Source organism: Bradyrhizobium sp. LeoB3, from assembly GCF_055456055.1.
The window spans coordinates 62,568-84,008 of sequence record NZ_JBVBEF010000014.1 but is presented as its reverse complement, the minus strand read 5'-3'; the positions used below and the strand labels follow the sequence as shown (position 1 = coordinate 84,008).

Below are 21,441 nucleotides of genomic sequence, written 5' to 3'. Positions count from 1 at the left end.
GTCATGCGCGCAATCGAACGATCAGACGTGGAAGACTTCCTGTTTCACGAAGCAGACCTGCTCGATCAATGGCGACTGCCGGAATGGCTGGAGCTCTTTACCGATGACGCAACCTACGAGGTCCCCTGCACCGATCTGCCGCCGGACGCTTCGGCGGACAACAACCTCTTCTATATCGCCGACGACCGGTTCCGGCTGGGTGAGCGGGTGAAGCGCCTGATGAAACGAACCGCGCACGCCGAATTCCCGCACTCCAAGACCAGCCGCATCGTCGGCAATGTGCGTATCCGTGGGCGAGGCGAAGATTCCGTCGACGTCAGCGCGGTGTTCCAGACCTTCCGCACCAAGGACGGCACAACCGATCTCTATTTCGGCACGAGCAATTACCGCCTGAAGGTCGATGAGAGCAGGATAAGGATCAGCGAGAAACGCTGCCTGCTTGGCGGCGAAGGCCTGCGTCCGCATGGCCGGATTTCCATTGTGCTCTGAGAGACAGCCCCGATGGAAAAGCGATTTGCCGAACAGATTGTGGTGATCACCGGCGCCGCCAGCGGCATCGGCGCGGTGATCGCGCAGCATTTTGCCCGAGAGGGCGCCAGGCTGGTGCTTTCGGACCTCGACGAGAATAGGTTGACCGCTACGGCCGACGGTCTCTCCTCGCTCTGCCGCGAAAGGCCGCTGGTCCGAAGCGGCGATCTCTCAAAGGAAGATGTCGCCGGCCGATTGATCGGCGATGCCGTCAAGGCGTTCGGCACGATCGACGTCCTCGTCAACAATGCGGGAGGCGGCATCATCAAGCCGTTCCTGGAGCACACGCCGGAGACACTGCGGACGACCATCGACCGTAATCTCTGGACGATGCTGTGGTGCACGTGGCACGCCGTGCCGATGATGAAGACGAAGCGCTACGGCCGGATCGTCAATATCGGCGCCGACTCCGTCCGCAACGGGCTTTATGATCACGCGGCCTACAACGCGGCAAAGGGCGGCGTTCACGCCATCGCCACAGGGCTCGCGCGCGAATTCGCGACCGACGGGATTACCGTCAATGTCGTTGCACCCTGCATCGTCAATACGCCCCAGGTGCAACGCGCGGCCGCCAAGGCGCCGCAATCCATCCGAAAATTCGTCGACGTGGTGCCGATGGGACGCCCCGGCGAGATGGACGAGATCGCGTCCATGGTCTGCTATCTGGCCTCCAGGGAAGCCTCGTTCGTCACAGGCCAGGTCATCAGCGTGAATGGCGGAAGCACGATGCTATGAATACGATGACCAAAGATGTGCTGATCGGAAGGCTGGACGAGTTCCCGCCGGGAGAAGTCCGCCAGGCAACGCTGCCGGACGGCACCAATATCGCCGTGTACAATGTGGACGGAGCAATCTACGCCACGGCCGATCTGTGTACCCATGGCGAGGCTTCGCTGTCGGAAGAAGGCATTCTGACGGGGAAAATCGTCGAGTGCCCGTGGCACTTCGGCACGTTCGACGTCACTAATGGGCAGCCGACCGGCATGCCCTGCACGGTCGCGCTGCAGACCTTCCGGGTCAAACTGAGCGAAGAGGACGTTTATGTCGAATGCTGACAAGACGAAGCCAGGCGCACACGGAGGCCGGGCGTCCCTGCCCCGCACCGCGGCGCGGCAACGGCTGCAATCACGCCGCAACAGCTCGAGCGAGCCGAAATACGCCCCCAAGCGAACCCAGGCGGAGCGCAGCGAAGCGACGCAGACCCAATTGATCGAGGCCGCGGTGAAGCTGGTGCGCGCGAACGGACTGCGCGGCCTGCGCACGGTCGAGGTGGCCGAACTCGCGGGCGTCTCGCGCGGCGCCCTGCTGCACCATTTCAAGAGCAAGCACGATCTTCTTGTCGCCATCATCAGGCATGTCAACGAAGTCTCGCTGGTGGAGAGCGCCCGCCGGGCCCACCTCGCCCAGAACAGCGGAAACGATCCGATCGAAGGGATCATCAAGGACGCGCAGGATTTCTATTTCGGCGACTATTTCTTCATCGAACTCGCGATCGCAATGAGCGCGGACAGCGACTCGCGCATTCTCAAACGGGAGACGTACAGGAACTCCCGCACCAGCCGGTTTTCGGTCGAGGCCGCCTGGCTCGAAGCGCTGATGTCGTCGGGCGTTCCCAAGCAACTCGCCAGCGATATCCTCTCGCTCACGCTGAGCGTGGTCCGCGGCTATTCAGTTCGAACCCTGATCGAAAAAGATCCTGAGCAGTTCAGTCGCCTGCTCAAGGTGTGGCGCGACATCGTTCGCCAACACCTCCAGATAGCGATGGCGAACGACCAGAAGAACCGTGGTTGAAAATGGACGCCAAGCACTTCACCCCTATCCCGTTGATCCAGCTCTGCTATGTGAGGCTTGCGGTACAGAACGGCCCGGGCGCCGCGGCCTTCGCGACCGACATTCTGGGGCTTCAGCGCGTCACTGATGACAAGGAGCAATTTCTGTTCCGGTCCGACGAGCGCTTCCACACGCTTTGTCTCGTCGAAGGCGCCGACAGGTCAAGCGTCGGCATGGAGGTCGCCTCCGCCGATGACGTTGATCGAGCGGCCGATGCCCTGCAGCGAGAGGGATTTGAAGTCCGCGAGGCGTCCGCAGAGGAATGCAGCCGGCGTTTTGTGCGGCGCGCACTGATCGTGCGCGACGCGAGCGGCAATGAGATCGACCTTGTGTCACGCCCGGCGGTAAGCGGCCGGCGCTACTTCCCGAGCCGCGATGCCGGTGTCACCGGCCTGCAATGCGTGGGCCTTCGCAGCCGCGCGATGGCGGATGACCTGAAGCTGTGGACCACGATCCTGGGAGCGGCGATCAGCGATTGGGTCGGCGATATTGCCTATCTCAGCATCGATCGGAAGCATCACCGGATTGCGCTCTACCCTTCCGATCGGGCGGGGCTGCTTGACGTCTGCTACGGAGTCGAAAGTCTCGATTCGATCATGCAGAACCACTATTTTGCGCAGGAGCGACAGATCAAGATCCTGCACGGCCCAGGCCGCGAAGCAGCATCCGGCCAGATCTTTCTGCGATTTGCCGGACCGGAAGGACAAGTCTTCTCGTACGGACATGGGCTGGCCGACATCGATACCCGGCACCATGCGAGGCAGTTTGCGCCGGCAGCTTCCTCACTATGCGAATGGGGAAGCGAATGCTCCGAGATTCCGGAGCTGCGGCAAGCCATCACCTGATCTCTGCAAAAGGAGCGCAACCATGATCCAGCTCAAGGATGTCACCTATGCGCGGCTGGGGACCTCGAGCCTCGAGGAAGCGGAATCATTTGCGACCAGATGCCTCGGTCTTCAGGTGAGCGAGAGGTCGCGGAACTCGCTCTATCTGCGTTCAGACGAACGCGCGCATACGCTGTGCTACTTTGAAGGCGACCCGGCCGATCAGACCATCGGATTCGAAGTCGAGAACGAGAGCGAGTTGAACGAGGCCGCCACGACCCTGGACTCGCTTGGTCATCCGGTGCATGTCGGCGCGGCTGCCGAATGCTCGGCACGCAAGGTTCGCGCCTTCATTGGCTTCAAGGATCCGAGCGGCAACCAGATCGAGCTGGTTGTCCGTCCGGAGCAGCATGGCCGCCGCTATTTTGCTTCACGGGACGCCGGCATCACCGGCTTCAGCCATGTCGGCTTGAATTCGACCAATCCGGTTCGCGACGAGAAGTTCTGGACGGAGGTCTGCAACGCGCGCGTCAGCGATCGCATCGGGGATATTGCGCTGATGCGCGTGAACGCGATCCATCACACCATCGCGCTTGCGCCGGCCAGAGGTCCCGGGATCCAGCACATCAACCATCAGGTGCAAAGCAACGACGACGTGCTGCGATCCTTCTATCACTTGTCCGAGCAACGGGTGCCGATCGTCTTCGGTCCTGGCCGTCACCCGACGTCCGGCGCGCGGTTCCTTTACTTCCAGGGCCCCGACGGCATGGTGTTCGAATATTCGGTCGGGGTGGATGAGATCGAGGACGAGGAATCGCATCGGCCGCGCCAGTTCGGGTTCGAACCGACAAGCCTCTGCATGTGGGGATCGAAATCAAAGCGCGCGCGGTAGACGCGGCAAACGACACTCGGTATCGGTCCGCGGCCTGATGCGCGGGCTGCAGCCGAGCGGCCCTTTCCAAGTGCCACCGGCGCGTGGGACATCAGATCGCGTCGTCGACGATCAAATGTGGCTTGCCCTGCGAACAGGATTCGATACGTGCCCTGATGCGGAAGGTTGCGGCAAGGTTTTCCGGCGTCAGGACTTCAGCCGCCGTGCCGAAATCGTGCAACGTTCCATCAGAGAGGATAGCGACCTTGTCGGCGAATTTGAGTGCCAGGTCGAGATGGTGCAGCGCGATCAGCACGAGCATACCGTCGTCATGCGCAAGGCTGCGCACCTGCCGCATCGCTTCCAACTGGCGGTGCATGTCCAGCGCGCTGGTTGGCTCGTCCAAGAGCAGCACCTGCGGTTCGCGCACGAGACATTGAGCAAGCCCGACGAGCTGGCGCTGTCCGCCGCTCAGCTCGGAAAGGATTTCATTGGCAAGATCGCCCATATCGAGTGACGCCAGCGCCTGGTCCACCGCCACAAGATCGGACCTCTCCAGACGCCAGCCGCTGACCTGCTTACGCGCAAGAAGGACGGATTCGAATACAGTCAGCACCGCGCTTGCCGTTTGGTCTTGAGGCATATAGGCGACGGCGCGATCTGCATCGCGCACACCTTCCAACCGGCACTCGCCGGGCCCCGGAAGAATGGCTGCCAGGCGCCGGAACAGCGTCGACTTGCCCGCAGCATTCGGTCCAATGACCGCCACAACCTCGCCGCCAAAACAGGGCGGAAGGGTCACATCACGCAGTACCTCGCGTGATCCGAAGCGGGCGCCGAGGCGATGCGTGCTCAGCACTACCATATGTCTCTTCCGCTTTTCAGAATCAAATAGAGGAAGACCGGCAATCCGATCGCCGAGGTGACGATGCCGATCGGCAGGACGGCGCCGGGTACCACGATTTTGGCCAGGATGGAGCTGAACGACATGATCAGCGCGCCAGTCAGCGCGCTCGCGGGCAGCAGGAAGCGCTGGTCTTCGCCGACCATCATGCGTGCGATGTGCGGAGCTACGAGACCGATAAAGCCGATCGTGCCGACAAACGCGACGGGGATCGCCGTCAAAAGAGAGACAAGGATCAGGGTTTCGAGCCGCAGGCGCCGCACGGGAATGCCGAAGCTCGCCGCGCGCGCCTCGCCAAGACGTAAGGCCGTCAACTGCCACCGGCGGCGCAGAAAGACCGGCAAGGTTAGACCCACGACCAGCGCGGTGATGGCGAGCTTGGGCCATGTCGCCTTGGTGAGGCTGCCCATGGTCCAGAAGACGATGGCCGCGACCGCCTGCTCGGCGGCGAAATACTGGATGATAGCGAGTGCCGTATTGAAACTGAAAACCAGCGCTATGCCCAAGAGCACGATCACATGGATCGAGGCTCCGCGCCGAAGGCTGGCCAAATGGATCAGGAAGGCGGTCGCCATGGCCATGACGAAAGCATTGGCCGCGACGACATAGTCGCCTGCGATGGGGACCAGCGCGAGACCGAAGGCGAGCGCAAGGGCCGCGCCGAAGCTTGAACCGGCGGAAAGGCCCAGCGTGAACGGGCTCGCCAGCGGATTGTTCAAGATGGTCTGCATCTGAGCGCCGCCGATGGCAAGCGCCACACCGACCACGACGCCCATAAGGGCTGACGGCATGCGGATCGACCAGACAATGACGCGCATCTGCGCATCCGCTTCCGCCGGCAGAACGAGCGTGCGCACAACCTCTCCAAGCCTGTAGCTGGCTGGTCCAGTCGAAAGGTCACCGACCAATGCGACGCAGACACCGACCACCAGCACAAGGAGAACGATCCATCGCCTGACGCTGAGCGCTTGATAGGCGTCGCCTCCGGCTAAGGGCAGTGTTTCGGTATGGACATCGGTCATCACTGGCTGTCCGAAAGGCTGACGCTATAGCCGGGCCGGTACTCGATGGGCAGGAAGCGACGATGGTATTCGGCAAAAGTTGCATTGGGGTCCAGATTAGCAAACAGGTCGGGGTGGAACCACTTCGCCAATTGTTGGACGGCAACAAATTCGTATGGGCTGTTGTAGAACTGGTGCCAAATGCCGTGAAAATTCCGCGTCTTCTTTGCCGCGATACCGGTATAGGCGTCGCGAGTAGCGAACCATTCGAGTTTCTTGCGCGTCACCCGAGGATCCGCCCCTGGTCCAAGCGGAATCCAATGGCCCCCGGGCACATAGGCTTGCCAGTCAGCGCTGGTAACCACCACATGCTCGGGATTGGCGACGATGACCTGCTCGGGGCTGATCTGCCCGAAGGTCGAGGGAATGATATCGCTGCCGATATTATGGCCGCCAGCGAGTTCGACATATTTGCCGAAATTCTCGGCGCCGAAAGACAGGCAGCAATCCTGGGAGTAGCCACCGATCCGCTCGACGAACACATTGGGGCGCTTCGGTTGTTTGGCGGCAAGGACGTTGGCAACCGCAGCCATGGCCTGGCGGCGGAACGCGATGATCTCCTCCGCACGCGCCTCGCGCCCCATGATCCTGCCCAGGAGCCGAATGGTCGGCTCGGTGTTTTCCAGGGGACGGTGACGAAAATCGATATAAAGAACCGGTATGTTCAGTGCCGCGAGCTTCTCGATGTAGCTGGCGTCCTTGTTGGCCTGCATGGCTTCAAGATTGAGCAGCACCACATCAGGCTTCTGGATGATCGCCGATTCGATGTCGATCAGGCTGTCCTCCTGCCCCTTAAAGGAAGGCAGCTTCGCCAACTCGGGAAACACTTCGAGATACTGCGCGTAAGTGGCCGGATCGGCCGCGATCAGATCGGTGCGCCAGGCTACCACATGGGCCAGAGGATCTTTGGGTTCCAGCGAGGCGATGAGATAGAGCTGCCGGCCTTCGCCCAGAAGCATGCGTTTGACAGGCGCGTTAAGCGTCACCTGGCGGCCTGCGATATCAGTGAGGGTAAGCGGCGCCTGCGTCTGTGTCAGTCCAGGTTCGCCGGCAAATGCTGCTGTTGGAAGCAAAGCGATCAGGACAATAGCCGTCACCGCGGCGTGCAGCAGCGATCGGTATTCCGTCATGGTCGACTTCCTTCTTGAGCGGAGTGCGCAGCTTTGAGCCAGATGCCGAGAGCCGACAAAAATGACAAGGCGTAAAGCGTGGCGACGAGCGGGAAAGCGGCTTCGAGACCAAAGAGCTGGGTGACCCCGACACCGGCAACGATGCCGCTCGCAGAAGCAACCTGCTGGCAGGCTTGCGCAAGGCCCAGAACCGAACCTTGCCTATCATTAGAGACAGCTGCCGAAATGAGCGCGAGAAGCACCGGCGTCGTTCCCCCAAGAAGCGCGCCCCAGATAAAATACAGGAACGCGAACACGGCAACGGAGTTCGTGCTGCCCGCCAGATGCGTAACCAAAACGCACGCGGCCGAAATCAGCACGCTCCCGCCCAGCACATAGGATGGCGTTCGTTTCTCGAAGAGCCGCGCCCATAGGGGCGCGGCCACGACAAAGCCGCACGCCAGCAGTCCGTAAGTGAGGCCGGCGACCCAGTGCGGCGCGCCAAATACCCGGGTCATGTACAGTGAGAAAGGAACCTGCAGGACCATGCGGCTGGCAAGCAGCATCCCCATCAAGGCAAGAAGAGCTCCGATCGGAGCACCTGTCGACGCCGTAGGCTTTGCGGTACCCGCGTTTCCGGGATTGGCGGCAGCAGCTCCTGGCGTCGGTACGGGCAGGCTCAACCAGGCAACGGCAGCGCACAGCGCACAAATCGCCCCGGCGGTCAGATTTACTGCAGCAAAAGGGAATCGATCGAGAATGAGCCCGCCCAGGAAGGCGCCGCCCAGCGAGCCCACATTGGTCGCAACCTGAAGCCAGGCGAACAGGCTTGCGCGGTCCTTCCCGCCGGTAATCTGCACGCCATAGGCCTGCGCTGGAGCGATATAGCCGGCGCAGGCGCCCTGCAAGAAACGCAGCGCCATGATCGTCCAGACATCCTGTGCAACAGCGACAAGGAGTTGCGTGACCGCTAGCGCGCCGAGCGCCCGAACCATCATCAGCCGATTGCCGTAGCGATCGCCCATTCGCCCCCAAAAGGTGCTGGTCAGCGACATACCAATCATCGGGCCAATATAGACACCCACGCCTGCGAGTCCAAAGACGCTGTCGGAAGGGCTCAACGCTTTGATTTGGATCGGCCAGAATGGACCACTCATTTCCATGGCGCCCATGGAAATGAATTGCAGCCCGAACAGCAAGACAAAAACAGGACCGAAGCCGCGAAACAAGGCAGAAGCAGTTGTCATTCCGCTCCCGCCAGTGGATTCGGCAGCTCGTGCTCAACCCGATAGTCGCGATAACGCTCCAGGTGCATCCGCAGCACGGAGCGGCTCGGCCAGGGTTTCTCAAGAAAGGCCTTGCGTTCTTGCTGCCAGAATGCGTCCGACAACATGCGCGGCCTGAGCGCATCGAAAACCGCCTCGGCCTCTTCCCGCAGGATGCGCCAAAGGCTTGTGCCCGACAGTGCATAATGTTGGTCGAGGCACAGTGCGACTTCATGAAGGTGGCAGACGAAGCAGGCATCGATGACGAATGAGCGCACAAGACTGATATTGTCATCAAATGTGGTGGGTAAGATCCCCGTGCGAGTGAAGGGCTTGAGGTGGTACCCTCGTTCCTTGAACAGGGGCGCAAAACTGCGGCCGTCGCCGAAATCACGGATCAGCAGTTTTCGCGGGCGGCCGGTTTCATCGAACAGGATCGTGCTGTTTTGCTGATGCGCCTCAAAAGCAATTCCGTAAAGCAGATACATGGCGAGCGTTGGCCGGATGACGGTCCCTACATAGACACGGAAGAACGCAGATACGGCTGCTTCACTTTCATCGCCGCTTCTGGCAATCAATTCACAAATGAGCGGGCGGCCATCGATCGGGTTCGCCGTCAAGAGTGCCGCAACAGTGACCGGCAACAGCCCATCATTTCGCGCCAGAGCGTCGCAGTTGCGGTAGACGACCGATAGAAAGCGGCCCGGATGCTCGTCGCCCGTCACGGGGTGGTGCAGGATTGCGCCCAGCTCTTCGGTGAAGATCTCCAACCTTTCAGAAAGATCCCTCTCCTTTGACAGAATATCGGAAATCAGGGTGCTGAGACGCGGCCCCATGTGAATCGATTTGGCCTGCAGAGTGCGCTGTTCGCTGGTCATCCAGATCGCCACCGGCAGTTTGATAAAGGGCCTCGGCTCCTGTGTGTCCGGCAGCATTGTGCGGAACGACATTGACGGCAGCGTCATGGCCTCCGGGCCATCCGGATCGAAAACTCCGGAACTAATCTCGGACGCGAACTCACGGCGCAGGAAATTGTCAAGGTGCCAGCTATGGACAGGGAGAGGCAGCCAGTCCTCGCGAGACTTTCCACGTTTATGCAATCCTTCGGCCCAGTCGCGCCAGAGCTCGGGGAAGTTTTGTGAGAACCATTCCGAATAGCTGCCGACATGCGGCATCTTCTCCACATACGACCATTCTTTGCGCAGCGCTGCTATTCGGACGCGCACGCGAGCACCGAACTCCGGCGACAAAGCCGCGACGTCCTCCGGCGAGAGGTCGGGTTTGGCCTTCCATGTCGGATAAAAGGGATGACCTTCCAGCGCGCCCCACTGATCGAGCGTCATAGCCGCCAGATGCGGCGGCAGGCTCTTTTCCAGATATGCGAGGAATCCCTGCACGCCTGCTTCGGCTATTTTCCCTCGCAGCTCGGCGCTCCAGTGCTCCCGGTGACGACGCGCCAGGATGTCGTTGCGCATGCTGTCCTCGACGTCGCGTATGAGATGCTCGACGCCGTCCGATGCTGGCGAGATCGCCAAGGCGGGCGCGACCTGCCGGATGAGGTCGGAGGGACCACCGATCCGGTAGCGAGCACCGGTCTCGTCTAGTATTTCGACAGAACCACGATTTTGCAATGTCCCGGCAGGCGCACGACGCAGGTCGGTGAAATGCAGGACCCGGCGTGACTGCCAAAGGGGGAGCCATGCTTGGTTGCCGTCGCGCGCCCACAACAATGCATTCGGTTCAAGAAGGCGCTCGGCGAACAGGCAGCGGACGAGCCGGTTGACCGCATTGCGCGATGCGTCCGACCAAAGCCGCCCGGGACGCGCCTGAGCTTCGGCATCTGCGGAGGAAGGCATCCACTCGTCCACTACGCTTCCTCCGGCCAGTTGGCGGGCAAAAAGGCCGGCGCGCTTTCGGTGAACCCGCCATGGTAGTTGAGCGCCCAGTTGTAGGTTTTCGTGATAGCGGGAGTTGCCACTTCAAGCCGCGTGGCCAATTCCACCAGCAGCGCCTGCCCGAAGGCGATATCTTCGTGGAAAGCGCGGCTTGCGCGATCGATGACAAGGCCGGGCCCGTCCGGATTGGGAACAAGTGGGGCGCGAATGCCCGCGTAAGCACGGTTTGTTCGCAGCAGCGTGTACATGGTCCGGTCGTCCTCGATCTGGCTGCCATAAGCCTCGATCAATTCCTGTCGGAGCGGCTTCACCGAACTCAGATCAATGCCCAGGCGCAATTCGACCGCATGGCGGATTGCCTGGTTTTCCGCATCGCAGGCCTCCAGCAATTCGGCGCCGGCGCGTGGGCAATCGCTCCACCAGCAAAGGGGACGGTCAAACGGCTTGTTTTCCCAGGGCGCGCCAGGGCCGATCAGGGCATAGAGCACGGCGGGATGCATCAATGCGTTGCCCGGTGTTAGCGTGATTTCGAGATAGTCCTGCAGTAGGGTGACTGGGGCTTCATAGATATGACCCAGCATCTCCTGGAGATCGGCGCGGCTCGCTGCAGTCTCGCGGCGATGAAGCGCCGCGAAGAGCTGAGCCTTGGCCCCTCCCATGCGCACCCGCTCGCCTGGCACCAAGTCAAAGGCCGTATGGGGCACGTCCTTCATGCCCCAGATCACCACATTGTCCGTACCCGAAAGGGCTTTGGCTGCGAGCCAGTTGAAGCCGCAAAAGCCGGGAATCGCGCCAACATAGACGTGCTTGTCCCGGGGGAGATGCCCTGCGAAGGAGTGTAGAAGCGCAGGCCGCGCGTGGGCCGGCAGCGTCACGATCACCATGTCCGTGTCTATGAGTGCCTCGCTCGGATCGGTGCCGACATAGTCGGGCCGTCCGCTCAAGAGGTGGCCGTTCGGCGTCTGGACCCACCAAACACCGTCTCCCCTCGTCCATCGATCGGCGACGGCAGCCGCCCCCGTCAGCACGGAAACAGTGATACCTGGACGCTGCTTGAAGAGCACGGCATTCAAATGCCCAGTGCGCCCCGCACCGCAGATCGTCACCTTCATGCTGCGCGCGCCCTTCCGGTGAGCCAGGCGTCGAGCTGTGCGGCGATTGTCGGATCCAACAAATCGCGCTTGGCCATCCATTCATCGTCGAAGACCGAGCCAAGATATTTCTCGCCACCGTCGGCAACGGGCGTGACCACCGTGCCGGACAACTTGCCGGCTGCAATGAATTCCAGCGCCTTGTAGATGGTGCCCCCGGTCGAGCCCCCGACCAGAAGCGCGTGGCGCCGCGCGATAAAACGTGCTGTTTCGAAGGCCTGCGTGTCGGTGACCTGCACCCCTTCATCGATGCATCCATAGTCGAGCACCTTGCCGATTTCGTCGCCGGCGGGCGTTCCCGTGCCCGACTGGTAGTAGGGATGGCCAGGCTTGCCGAAGACGATCGAGCCGGCCGGTTCCACAGCGATTGTCCGGACAGCAGGGTTAACCCGCTTCAGACGCTGGGCGATACCGGTCATTGACCCGCCGGTGCCGACACAGCCGACAAAGGCATCGATGCCGTCTGGAAGCTGTGCCAGGAGCTCGTCGACGAAACCGGCATAGCCTTCCGGGTTTGCCGGATTGTCGGACTGGTTCATGAACAACGCATCAGGAAGCTGGGCGCCGAGTTGGGCGGCCAGCCGTTGGCGCTCCACCACCGCAACCTCGTCCTCCCGATAGTCGCCTTCGACATAACGAATTTCCGCGCCCAGCGCGCGCATCATGCGGATCTTGTCCGGCGCGGCGTGATGATCGACAACGGCAATGAAGCGCAGGCCCAATTCCACTGCGGCTAACGCCAGTCCGATCCCGGTGTTTCCGGACGACGATTCGACGATCGTGCCGCCCGGCGGGAGCCGCCCGTCCTCAAGCGCGGCAAGCACCATGCTGCGCGCCATGCGGTCCTTCATGGAGCCACCCGGATTGTTCTTTTCAAGCTTCAGCACGAGCGTGGCATCGCTGTTGGGTACGGCAATCGGCATCACCGGCGTTTGGCCGATCAGCTGGCTTACGGTCCTGCAGAGCATTGTGCCTCTCCTACTGTGTCGGGGACGAGCGTTAGCTGTCCTTTTACATCCTGAACCACGCAAAGGCGGCTCGGCATCGGGTGGCGATGGAATTCGTTTTCCAGGAGGTCCATCTGGTAACCGCCGGTGTTGGCGTAAACCAGAAGGTCTCCCGCTCGCGGAGCGATGGGAAAGGTGAGCCATCTGTTGCTAAGGACGTCCTCGTCCAAGCAGCTATGGCCGGCCAGATAACCTCGGATAGATTTTGCGGCGATCGGCGGCGATGTGGCCGGAACCAGGATGGGATCGACCAAAAATTCGGAGCCAAACCAGGTTTCGCAAGCGCTGAAGCTGCTGCCCTCGACGAAGACCACATGGGCATCAGGGCCAACGGCTTTCACGCGCAACACCCGGAAGACGGAAATCGCGGCCTGATCGGCCAGTGCTCGCCCGGGCTCCATCCCCAGCACCAGCCCCTCATGGACAAGATAGTTCGCAAAGCTGCGGCCATCGGCCATCGGTGCGCTCAGCAAACAACGCAGCCACTCGGCAGCGGAAAGCTCTCCCCCGTAGGGATAGAAGGAATCCGGTATCTTCCCGGTGCGGTAGTCCTCGGGCATCTGTGCCCCAAGATGCGCCTGATAGGCGCGCTGATCGACATATTGGATCGGCAACCCGCCCCCAATGTCGATCATGCGCGGCGCAAAACCTTGTGCGCGGGATTCGCTGAGCAGACCGGCGGCCTCTCTAATCGCTTGCGCGCGAGATTCCCAACTATAGCCACTCAGGTGGAAGTGCAGCCCGTCGAAGCGCAAGCGGCCTTCGCCAGCAATGCGCGACAGACAATGCCGGATGGCCGCGGCCGGCATGCCGAAGCGACTCTGCGCCTGGTTGGCGGGACGCAAACGCAGCAGCACCGGCTGAACCGGGCCGCCTGCCGGAAGCCCGCGGATCAGATCCTCGAGCTCTTCCGGTGAATCCACCGATATGAGAGCGTTGCAGTTGATAAGCTCGTTGTGGAATGCCGCCGTCTTCGCCGGGCCTGTCGCCACAAGTTGTGCGCCGTCGGCGCCGAGCCGTCTGGCATCCCGCAACTCATAAGGGCTTGAGACGTCAATGCCGGCCCCTGCGCGCAGTGCTGCGGCTAACAGCCCCGGCGATTTGTTGACTTTCGCTCCGTAGTAGACCGCGTGTGTGACGCCGCTCTCTCGCAAGGCGCCTCTGAGTACCGCGAGATTCCTCTGCAGCTCTTCGGGCCAGATCAGATTGACCGGCGACCCATGTCGGGCGACCCAATCGATCAGCAGCGGGCCGTTGCACAGCCAAGAGCTCCGCCGTGCTTGGCCGCAGAATTGGTGAGAGGCCCGCGCCGGGCTTGTAGCAATGCAAGGTCATCGCCTCGCCCTTTCGGCATAGGCTACGGCGCGTTCTGTCGGAGCAAGGTGGCGCAAGCTCTCCAACGGCAGGTTGCAATTGGGCAGGCTCTGATCAAAAATATGTCGCGTCGTCTTGCAGGGGAATTTTCGGCCGCTGCGCGCCATCGCGAGGATGCTCGCAGGCGTGATCGTCTGGCCCGCGCGCCAGCTCTCCACCCGCACTGCGCTGTAGTCCAAGAGAATCACCGGCACCAGTGGCAGTTGCAGGCGGTGCGCGACTGCTAGCCGGTGATGACCGTCCATCACGAAGAGAGCGTCCTTCTCCGCCGTGATCGGAACAGTCCAACAACCCGCGCGGAGGATTTGCATCTGCAGCTCCGCTACCCGGTTGGGATCGACCTCTTCGGTCGGGATCAAGCATGTTGGCGAAAGGAAGCGAACTTGCATATCGACCAGCCTGATTTTTTGTCAGCAGGAACCGTTCGGGAAGCGCCTTCAGGGTGGCGCTGCGTCGTTGGTGCCAACGCGCAGCGACAAGGAACAGAGGGTTTGCAGGCACGCCGGCTGTTCGCGAACGAGCTGCCCGGTCTGCGTGTCCGGCAGCGGGGTTAACGCGCGAACAAATGCGCTGACACCTCCTCCCACGACCGAGCCATAAGCATCCATAAAGCCTCTCACCAAACTGTAAGAGCAGCGATTACATGTCCACGGTCATCGACAGGAGATACGTGCGCGGTGCTCCCAGGAAGAACGTCCCGAATGAGGCTACGCTCGACCAGTAATTCGTACCGGTCACATTCTGAACGTTCGCGCGGAAAACCGTCCTCCTGCCGTTGATCGCCGTCGTATAGCGGGCACCGAGATCGAGACGCGTCCAATCCGGGATCGGCTGCTTGTTCGCTGTGTCGACGAACTGCTTGCCCGTGTAGATGACAGCCCCATTCAAAGTGAGCCCGGTCACCCACGGGAGATCCCACTCGGCTCCAATATTGGCCTGCACGTTCGGAACGCCGATTGGCGTGTTGCCCACGTTTGCCGCGAGGGCGGTCTTCGTCAGGGTGCCATCCAGCAGCGAGAAGCCTCCGAGGACACGAATATCGGGCATGAGTTCGCCGTAGACGTTGAACTCGAGCCCACGGACTTGCTGTTCGGCGGTCGCCGCGAAGCGCCCGGCGGACAGCTCGCCGCTCGCCTTCGATATCTGGAAAGCGCTGAAGGTGGTTGCAAGCCGGCCGAAATCCACCTTGACGCCGGCCTCGTACTGCTTGGCGATGTAGGGCGGGAGCACTTCGCCGAAGTTGGAAGCGGTCTGCGGCGCAACATCGCCCCGGCTTAGACCTTCGATGTAGTTCGCGTACAGAGAGACGTTGTCCCAGGGACGGACGACGAAGCCGACCACGGGAGTGGTCGCGCTCTTGTCGTAGGACGACGTCAGTGTTCCGACATTGGAAAGATAGTTGTTCGCTTCGATGCCCTGGCGCCGGACACCCAAAGTCAACAGGACACGCTCATTCAGCACAGATAAGGTGTCAGCAATCGAGAGCCCCGTGAGTTCACTGTCCGAGAGCGGGGGGCGCCCGCTGATCTCGTTTGCGAACTGAGTTGGCGCCACGGTCGGATTGTAGATGTTCGACGCGACCAGACTGCCATTGGTGAGCCGCCGGTTCAACGCGTCATGATAGAGGGAGGCCTGGAAGGCGATCGCATGGTGGACGAAGCCGGTATCGAAGCGGGCGCGGACGCCGCCATCATATGTGTATCGATCAACGCTAAGCCCGAAGAATTGGGGCGTCGAAGTCGTGTCGCCGCTCGTATTGATGATCGTCGGAAGACCGAAGAATCGCTTGACATCGGTCCGCGATCCGCCGACGTCAGCGAACAACGTCACCTGATCGGTTAAATCGTATTCGGTGCGCAACAAGGCAGACTGATCGTTGATGCGCGACCATTCCCAAGGTTGCGTCACGTTCAGCCGACCGTCCGGCGCGTTCGGCACTTGTAGGCCGGGAGCCATGAGGAAAGGACGTGACGGCGCGTCGAACCGATCGGTCTGGGCGATGAGATAGAGCCAGGACCTGAAGCGCTCGCCCTGATAGTCGAGGGCCAGCGATCCGACACCCGTCGTTTCGGACTGGCGGTCAATGGGCGTGTCGCCGTCGCGCAGGCTGCCGGTGGTGCGCACGCCCCATTCCTTGCTGTCGCCGTAGCGCCTCGCAATATCCCAGTGACCGCCGAACCGTGCGGCCGAACCGTAACCCGCGGTGAAGCGTGTCAAGTCCTCTCCCGCACGCTTAGGCACAACATTGATGACGCCGCCGACGCCGCCGTTGGGTGCGATCCCTGAGAGCGCAGCTGAGGGACCCTTGAGCACTTCGATGCGTTCGATGTAATCCGTGAATATGCGGTAGTTCGGCGCGATCCCGTAAAGGCCCTCGAAGGCGAACTCACCGCTATTGCCTTCGTTAATTGGAAAGCCGCGAATGTTGAAGGAATCGACCGTACCTCCCGTTGGGTGGGAACTGCGCACGGAAGGATCCAGGATCAAGGCATCCGCAACCGTCGCCGCCTGCTGATCCCGGATGAATTTGTCCGTGTAGCTCGTCAGATTGAACGGCGCCTTCATTGTGTCGGTGTTTCCGAGCAGTCCCAGCCGCCCGCCTTGAGCGACCTGGCCGCCCGCAAAGGCGGGCACGACACCCGGCTGCGACGGCTGCGATTGCACGACAGCGGTTTCGGTTTGCGGGGCGCTAGGCGCCGTGGGGCGCCGTGAAGTTGATCGGACCCGGGCGGCATTTCGTTTGGTCGGCGCGCTGCGGACCGACCGCTGCGTCGGAGCATCGACAGTAATGGGAGGAAGGGAGTTGCCGCCTTGCGGTGTTTGGGATTGAGCGGGCGATTCGAACCACGCCATCAATGCCACTCCACCTAGCAGTGTCGCACCAAAGCGAACTACCGCCCCAACCTCACCTGCACGTCGCATTTCCAGAAAGCCCCTCATCAAACAGCACATCGCCCAACGTGAAATGGCTCCACGACCGGGCTTCAACGACCATGGATCGAAAATCCGCTCTCTGCGTCCGAGCTCGGCCGACACTTACGACCCGTGAATCAGCTCCTCCGCAAACGCCCATTCCGGGCTGGTTGCCTGTGTCCTCATGTGCAACTTCGGATTGTTGGCGATCTGCACCGCCTCTTTAGAGAGACGCTATCGTGACCGCAACGCAAATGCGTGCGGTGCGACTTAGAATGTCTCGATCATCGATCGACTCGAGTCAGCGACACTATGTTTGGAAGTATTCCAAAGGTACTTTGGAAGATTCTAAGTCAGTGCTGTTGAAGTTGACGGGAAAGATAAACGAGAGTGGTTTCGCCAGAGAGCCATGCTTTTCCTGGAAGCGGTAACGCAATAGTCATCACTTCTTCAGGAACGCTTTAGACCTCGTCATGACTGTTGCGCGTCAAGCGCCGTCGCCTCAATTCCCAGGACCTTGCGTATTCATTGATCTTATCGGCGCTTGCGAATCCGTAGCCCAGACCACTACCGCTAAATGGGAGGCTGAAGATCGGCGCATTTCGAAGGCTTGCGCAGGCTCTCAAATTTGCGTCCGACGATCGCGGGCGCGAGCACCTCATTGACGAGCCGGGCGCGATGCTCGGCGCCGGGTGCGGGAAAGTTCGACCAGGCCTCCCTCCCCCTCGACGCTGTCTTCATCGATTGCGCAAATGAAGACGGCCGGACGGTTCAACATCTTGGCGAACGACATCACCACCGGCGTCGCCAAAGGATAGCGATCGCAGAATCGCCCGGATCGAGCCGATCGTGAAGCCGTCAGACGTCATGTTTTCTTCCGCAATGGGCCACACTAAATGGATACTCGCGGGTACTTGCCGTTGATTCGCAGCTCCTCACGGGTTAGCGCGAAGACCGGTCGCGCGTCGACCGCTGTCGACCTTGGTGAGCCCGGCGGCGGTCGATACTCGCTTCTCGATGGCTCCTTCAGACGCGAGATCGCTACGGTTCGGCCCGCAGCGCGGGCTGATGGATGTCGATGATCGCCACCGCCACGAACGTAATGGCCACACACCCGGCGATGACGGCGAAGAACATGGTTGCACCGAAATTCATGGCGAAGGTGCCGACATATGCGCTGACGATAGCCCCCGCTCGGCCGAAGCCGGCCGCAGCACCAACGCCGGTCGATCGAACATTCGTCGGGTACACGTAGGCGGCCAGCGCGTACAGCGAGCCCTGCGCGCCGAGCAGACAGAAGCCTTCGATAAACAGAAGTGCCATCAGCAATGGTTGGGTTTCGGTCGACAGCGGCATCGATGCCAGGATCACCGCGCCGACGGTCGCCGCGCCAGCGACCGTCAGGATCGCTACCCGCGAACCGTACCGGCCGATCGCCCACCCGGTGACGATGCAACCACCGACGCCGCCGAAGTTGAACAGCGCCAGGCCGAAGCTCGCCGTCTGCACGTCAAAGCCCTTGCCGGTCAGGAGAGTGGGAGCCCACGCATAAAGGACGTAAACCGGCAACAGGCAGAAGAAGAATGCGATCCAAAGCGCCGTCGTCGTGCGACGGAGGGCAGCAATGAACAGGGCGGTGACCAATGCGCGTTCGCCCCCGACATCGCGCCGATCGACGAAGACGCTGGACGCCGCAGCAGTCTTGTCGAGAATCCGCACCGATTTCGCCACCTTCTTCGTATCTGCGCCCCGCGCCAAGAGGTACTGCGGAGATTCAGGTAGCGCGAACACAAGGATCACTGCGACGATCATCGGCAATACGCCGCTGACCACGAATAACATGCGCCAGCCGTACTCGGGCTGGAGCTGGGCAGCGAGCAGGCCGCCGATCATACCGCCGATCGGAATGCAGACGATCCCCAACATTACGGACAGGCTGCGGTTTCGCTTAGGGGTGAATTCAGCGATCAGGGCCGTCGCAGCCGGAAGCGCGCCGCCGAGCCCGAGGCCCGCCAGAAAGCGGCAGAGGCTGATTTCACCCACGCCATACGCGGCGGCGATTGCCAGAGTTGCCGCACCGAACAGAAAGACCGACGCGATGAGAGCCATCTTGCGCCCGAGCCAATCTCCGACGATGCCTCCAATCGGCGTGCCGATCGTCATGCCGACGAAGCCAAGCGCAAGGGCCGGAGCGAAATCGCCTCGCGTGACACTCCACTCCTTTATCATCGATGGTATTGCGAATCCGAGAATCTGATTGTCCAGACCATCGAGAATGATGGCGAGGGCACACAGGAGCAGCACCTGCTTTCGCGAGGTACTCCACGTCCCCTCCTCGGCCAGTGTTCCGATGTCGATGACTGGCTGCTTTGTCGTTTCCAAGACCTGTGTCGTCACGTTCTTTCTCCCCCTCTGTATGGATCTTCGAGTTTTTCTTCCTGGAAGCCACGCGACGCGGCTTCGCAAGCCTTCGCTGCTCTCGTCGGAGGCTCCGGTCAGACGACGGTCATCCTGTCGATTCCCGCCGCCTGCGATCGAGCGGCTTCCATTTGGGCAACGCTCAAAGTGTTGGCGAGCAGACAGGCGATGGTCATCGGCCCGACGCCACCGGGCACGGGCGTGATCGCGCCGGCGACGTCGATCGCCTCGTCGAAGGCGACGTCGCCGACAAGCCTTTCGGCACCGGTCTCAGACTTGATGCGGGTGATGCCGACGTCGATGACTGTCGCACCCGGCTTAATGAACTGACCCCGGACCAGACCAGGAACGCCGGTCGCGACCACGAGGATGTCCGCTTCCCTGCATCGCCGCTCGAGGTCGGTCGTACGGATGTGCGCGATGGAGACCGTGCACAGTTCCTGCAACAGCAGCCGCGCCATCGGACGGCCGACAACGTTCGACGCGCCCACAACGAGTGCTCCGAGCCCCGCAATGTCGTCGTGCACCGACTTGATCAGACGCATCACGCCGAGAGGACGTGCAGGGAACCAAGGCTCCTTGCATGCCGGCCGCAGTCCGTCCCACGTTCAACGGATTGAATCCGTCGACATCCTTGTCTGGACGGATGGCGGTCACAACGCGCGCCGTATCGATGTGGGGCGGCAGCGGAAACTGGACCAATATGCCATTCACCGCCGGGTCCCGGTTTAACTCCTCGATCAGATCCAGAAGCCGTCGCTCTGTCGTGTTCGCATCGAGCACGAACCGACGTGACCGCATGCCGACGGCTTCGGTCTGCCGCACCTTGTTCGAGACGTAGACGTGGCTGGCAGGATCGTCGCCGACCAGCACGACGGCCAGCTCCGGTACTGCCACGCCACCGCCGACGAGAGCGGCCACGCCCTCGGCCACCTGCTTCTGAACCTCGGCAGCGAGCGCCTTTCCGTCGATGTTGCGCGCGGTCATGGTTGCGGTTCAGACCTTGGAAAGGTCGGAGCGCCGGTTGTCCTTCTTGTAGGGCGCCGGAGCCACCTTCGCGCGAATGTGCTTCTGCCGACGTTCGGGTTCGCCCCAGACCACGACGACTTCGGTGCCGATCTCGGAATGATCGACGTCGATGGTGCACAGTGACAGCATCTCGCGGAAGAAGTAGCTGTATCCCCGCGACGTGGTCACGCCGACGTCCTTTCCGCCGCCCAGCACGCGGTCGGCGTACATGAAGCCGCGCTGGTCGCGGGGCATTTCCATGTATTGGTAGGGCACCTGCTCCTTCTGGAAGAGCGAGGCGTGGACATCAGCCACGTCGTCTCCGTTCCAGACCAACGTGCGGATCACGCGCCGCGGATTGGCGACTTCTTCCTCGAGGGCCGCGCCCGATGAATTCGTGGTCGAACTTGATGTTCTTGCCCCAGCCGAGTTCGACCGGGCTTCGGTACCAAGCCCGGATGTCATCCGACTGGAAGCTGCCGGCGATGTTGAACGTGGACGCGAAGCCCGGCATCGCTGCGCGGAATTCGTCCTGATAGTCCTTCATGTCCTCATCGAAGATCGCAGGCATGTAGTCAGTTACGATCGTCGGGAAGCACGCTTCGAGGTGGTTGATGAAGATCGCCCGGCCGCCAATGCGGCGGAGGCCGAACTCCTGGCCGGCGGCGACAATAGCGTCGTAGACAGCCGCAGCCTGCTCCATGGGGCCTTGCAGTTCGAAACCGATCTCGCCCGACATACCCTGTCGCAGCGCGAGCATCTTGCAGCCGGCGATCTCGATCTCGCCCGAATGCATGAACTTCACGTCCCTCAGCGACTGCTTCGAGACCTTCTCAAGCAGCGCCACGGACGTCGGCCCTTGGACCTGGAAATTGAACCAGTCGTCGGCTGCGGATATGACGTTGTAGTCGCCGTGGCGACGCACGTAGTCGACCCAGAACGTGCCGCGCCCGAACAGCATGAATTCGTCGTCGGACAGGCGCGTGAGGATTCCCTCCGCAATGACCTTTCCCTGTTTGGTGGTATGGACGACGTGTTTCGACTGCCGTATGTCGAACTTCTGGAAGCTGTTGACGGAGGTGTCCGAGAACAGCTTCAGGGCATCGGGTCCCTTGAAGCGCCGCTCCCAGAGGAACGACCAATCGCCGAGCGCGCAGGTTTCCTTCCAGGACATGCTCTCGTCGATCCAGTCGGTATATTCGGGAAGGCCCCAACGCGAGGTGAAGTAGCCTTCGGGCGTCCTGCGCATGCCCTTGGGTGTGAGCATTGATGGTTCTCCGTTC

At 61.5% G+C, this 21,441-nt stretch carries 18 protein-coding genes and 2 pseudogenes; 6 read left to right on the top strand and 14 right to left on the bottom strand.

Annotation, left to right across the window (positions count from 1 at the left end; translation table 11 throughout):
* The first annotated feature begins 3 nt into the window (after positions 1-3).
* Genes ACZXDY_RS12990 through ACZXDY_RS12965 form a run of 6 tightly spaced genes read left to right on the top strand, consistent with a single transcriptional unit; the run spans position 4 to position 4,074 of the window.
* A complete protein-coding gene (locus tag ACZXDY_RS12990; RefSeq protein ID WP_464345752.1) occupies positions 4-489 on the top strand; it encodes an aromatic-ring-hydroxylating dioxygenase subunit beta in 486 nt (161 codons plus the stop codon).
* A gap of 12 nt (positions 490-501) precedes the next feature.
* A complete protein-coding gene (locus ACZXDY_RS12985; protein WP_464345751.1) occupies positions 502-1,263 on the top strand; it encodes an SDR family NAD(P)-dependent oxidoreductase in 762 nt (253 codons plus the stop codon).
* The gene (locus ACZXDY_RS12980) at positions 1,260-1,583 is read left to right on the top strand and encodes a non-heme iron oxygenase ferredoxin subunit (protein ID WP_464345750.1); all 324 of its coding nucleotides are present in this window, start codon (positions 1,260-1,262) and stop codon (positions 1,581-1,583) included. The genes ACZXDY_RS12985 and ACZXDY_RS12980 overlap by 4 nt, the downstream gene beginning before the upstream one ends.
* Positions 1,570-2,319 (top strand): TetR/AcrR family transcriptional regulator, encoded by a 750-nt coding sequence (locus ACZXDY_RS12975; RefSeq protein WP_464345749.1) that lies wholly within the window; start codon positions 1,570-1,572, stop codon positions 2,317-2,319. Before ACZXDY_RS12980 ends, ACZXDY_RS12975 begins: the two co-directional genes overlap by 14 nt.
* 2 nt (positions 2,320-2,321) lie before the next feature.
* A complete protein-coding gene (locus ACZXDY_RS12970; protein WP_464345748.1) occupies positions 2,322-3,203 on the top strand; it encodes a VOC family protein in 882 nt (293 codons plus the stop codon).
* Between the two features lie 22 nt (positions 3,204-3,225).
* The gene (locus ACZXDY_RS12965) at positions 3,226-4,074 is read left to right on the top strand and encodes a VOC family protein (RefSeq protein WP_464345747.1); all 849 of its coding nucleotides are present in this window, start codon (positions 3,226-3,228) and stop codon (positions 4,072-4,074) included.
* A gap of 91 nt (positions 4,075-4,165) precedes the next feature.
* Here ACZXDY_RS12965 and ACZXDY_RS12960 read toward each other — a convergent pair whose 3' ends face one another.
* From ACZXDY_RS12960 to ACZXDY_RS12895, 14 genes and pseudogenes are all read right to left on the bottom strand, one after another.
* Positions 4,166-4,918 (bottom strand): ABC transporter ATP-binding protein, encoded by a 753-nt coding sequence (locus tag ACZXDY_RS12960; RefSeq protein WP_464345746.1) that lies wholly within the window; start codon positions 4,916-4,918, stop codon positions 4,166-4,168.
* Positions 4,912-5,979 carry a FecCD family ABC transporter permease gene (locus ACZXDY_RS12955; RefSeq protein WP_464345745.1) on the bottom strand — a complete coding sequence of 356 codons (1,068 nt, stop codon included), beginning with the start codon at positions 5,977-5,979 and terminating at the stop codon, positions 4,912-4,914. The genes ACZXDY_RS12960 and ACZXDY_RS12955 overlap by 7 nt, the downstream gene beginning before the upstream one ends.
* Positions 5,979-7,148: an ABC transporter substrate-binding protein gene (locus ACZXDY_RS12950; protein ID WP_464345744.1), complete on the bottom strand. Its 1,170-nt coding sequence runs from the start codon at positions 7,146-7,148 to the stop codon at positions 5,979-5,981. Before ACZXDY_RS12950 ends, ACZXDY_RS12955 begins: the two co-directional genes overlap by 1 nt.
* A complete protein-coding gene (locus ACZXDY_RS12945; RefSeq protein ID WP_464345743.1) occupies positions 7,145-8,374 on the bottom strand; it encodes an MFS transporter in 1,230 nt (409 codons plus the stop codon). Before ACZXDY_RS12945 ends, ACZXDY_RS12950 begins: the two co-directional genes overlap by 4 nt.
* Positions 8,371-10,260: an IucA/IucC family protein gene (locus tag ACZXDY_RS12940; protein ID WP_464345742.1), complete on the bottom strand. Its 1,890-nt coding sequence runs from the start codon at positions 10,258-10,260 to the stop codon at positions 8,371-8,373. The genes ACZXDY_RS12945 and ACZXDY_RS12940 overlap by 4 nt, the downstream gene beginning before the upstream one ends.
* Positions 10,260-11,399, bottom strand: coding sequence for an NAD/NADP octopine/nopaline dehydrogenase family protein (locus tag ACZXDY_RS12935; protein ID WP_464345741.1), 1,140 nt, complete (start codon positions 11,397-11,399; stop codon positions 10,260-10,262). Before ACZXDY_RS12935 ends, ACZXDY_RS12940 begins: the two co-directional genes overlap by 1 nt.
* Entirely contained in the window at positions 11,396-12,406 is a 1,011-nt protein-coding gene (locus tag ACZXDY_RS12930; protein ID WP_130222365.1) for a PLP-dependent cysteine synthase family protein, read from the bottom strand. Before ACZXDY_RS12930 ends, ACZXDY_RS12935 begins: the two co-directional genes overlap by 4 nt.
* A pseudogene (locus ACZXDY_RS12925) lies at positions 12,388-13,780 on the bottom strand (Y4yA family PLP-dependent enzyme). Before ACZXDY_RS12925 ends, ACZXDY_RS12930 begins: the two are co-directional and overlap by 19 nt.
* The gene (locus tag ACZXDY_RS12920) at positions 13,777-14,208 is read right to left on the bottom strand and encodes a ParB N-terminal domain-containing protein (protein ID WP_028163095.1); all 432 of its coding nucleotides are present in this window, start codon (positions 14,206-14,208) and stop codon (positions 13,777-13,779) included. Before ACZXDY_RS12920 ends, ACZXDY_RS12925 begins: the two are co-directional and overlap by 4 nt.
* 250 nt (positions 14,209-14,458) lie before the next feature.
* Positions 14,459-16,672: a TonB-dependent receptor gene (locus ACZXDY_RS12915; RefSeq protein ID WP_464345740.1), complete on the bottom strand. Its 2,214-nt coding sequence runs from the start codon at positions 16,670-16,672 to the stop codon at positions 14,459-14,461.
* 1,101 nt (positions 16,673-17,773) lie between these two features.
* The gene (locus tag ACZXDY_RS12910) at positions 17,774-19,129 is read right to left on the bottom strand and encodes an MFS transporter (RefSeq protein ID WP_464345739.1); all 1,356 of its coding nucleotides are present in this window, start codon (positions 19,127-19,129) and stop codon (positions 17,774-17,776) included.
* A 98-nt stretch (positions 19,130-19,227) separates the two neighbouring features.
* Positions 19,228-20,137: pseudogene (locus ACZXDY_RS12905) on the bottom strand (bifunctional 5,10-methylenetetrahydrofolate dehydrogenase/5,10-methenyltetrahydrofolate cyclohydrolase).
* 9 nt (positions 20,138-20,146) lie between these two features.
* The gene (locus ACZXDY_RS12900) at positions 20,147-20,473 is read right to left on the bottom strand and encodes a glycine cleavage T C-terminal barrel domain-containing protein (RefSeq protein WP_464345738.1); all 327 of its coding nucleotides are present in this window, start codon (positions 20,471-20,473) and stop codon (positions 20,147-20,149) included.
* A complete protein-coding gene (locus ACZXDY_RS12895; protein ID WP_464345737.1) occupies positions 20,466-21,425 on the bottom strand; it encodes a hypothetical protein in 960 nt (319 codons plus the stop codon). Before ACZXDY_RS12895 ends, ACZXDY_RS12900 begins: the two co-directional genes overlap by 8 nt.
* Positions 21,426-21,441: the final 16 nt, after the last annotated feature.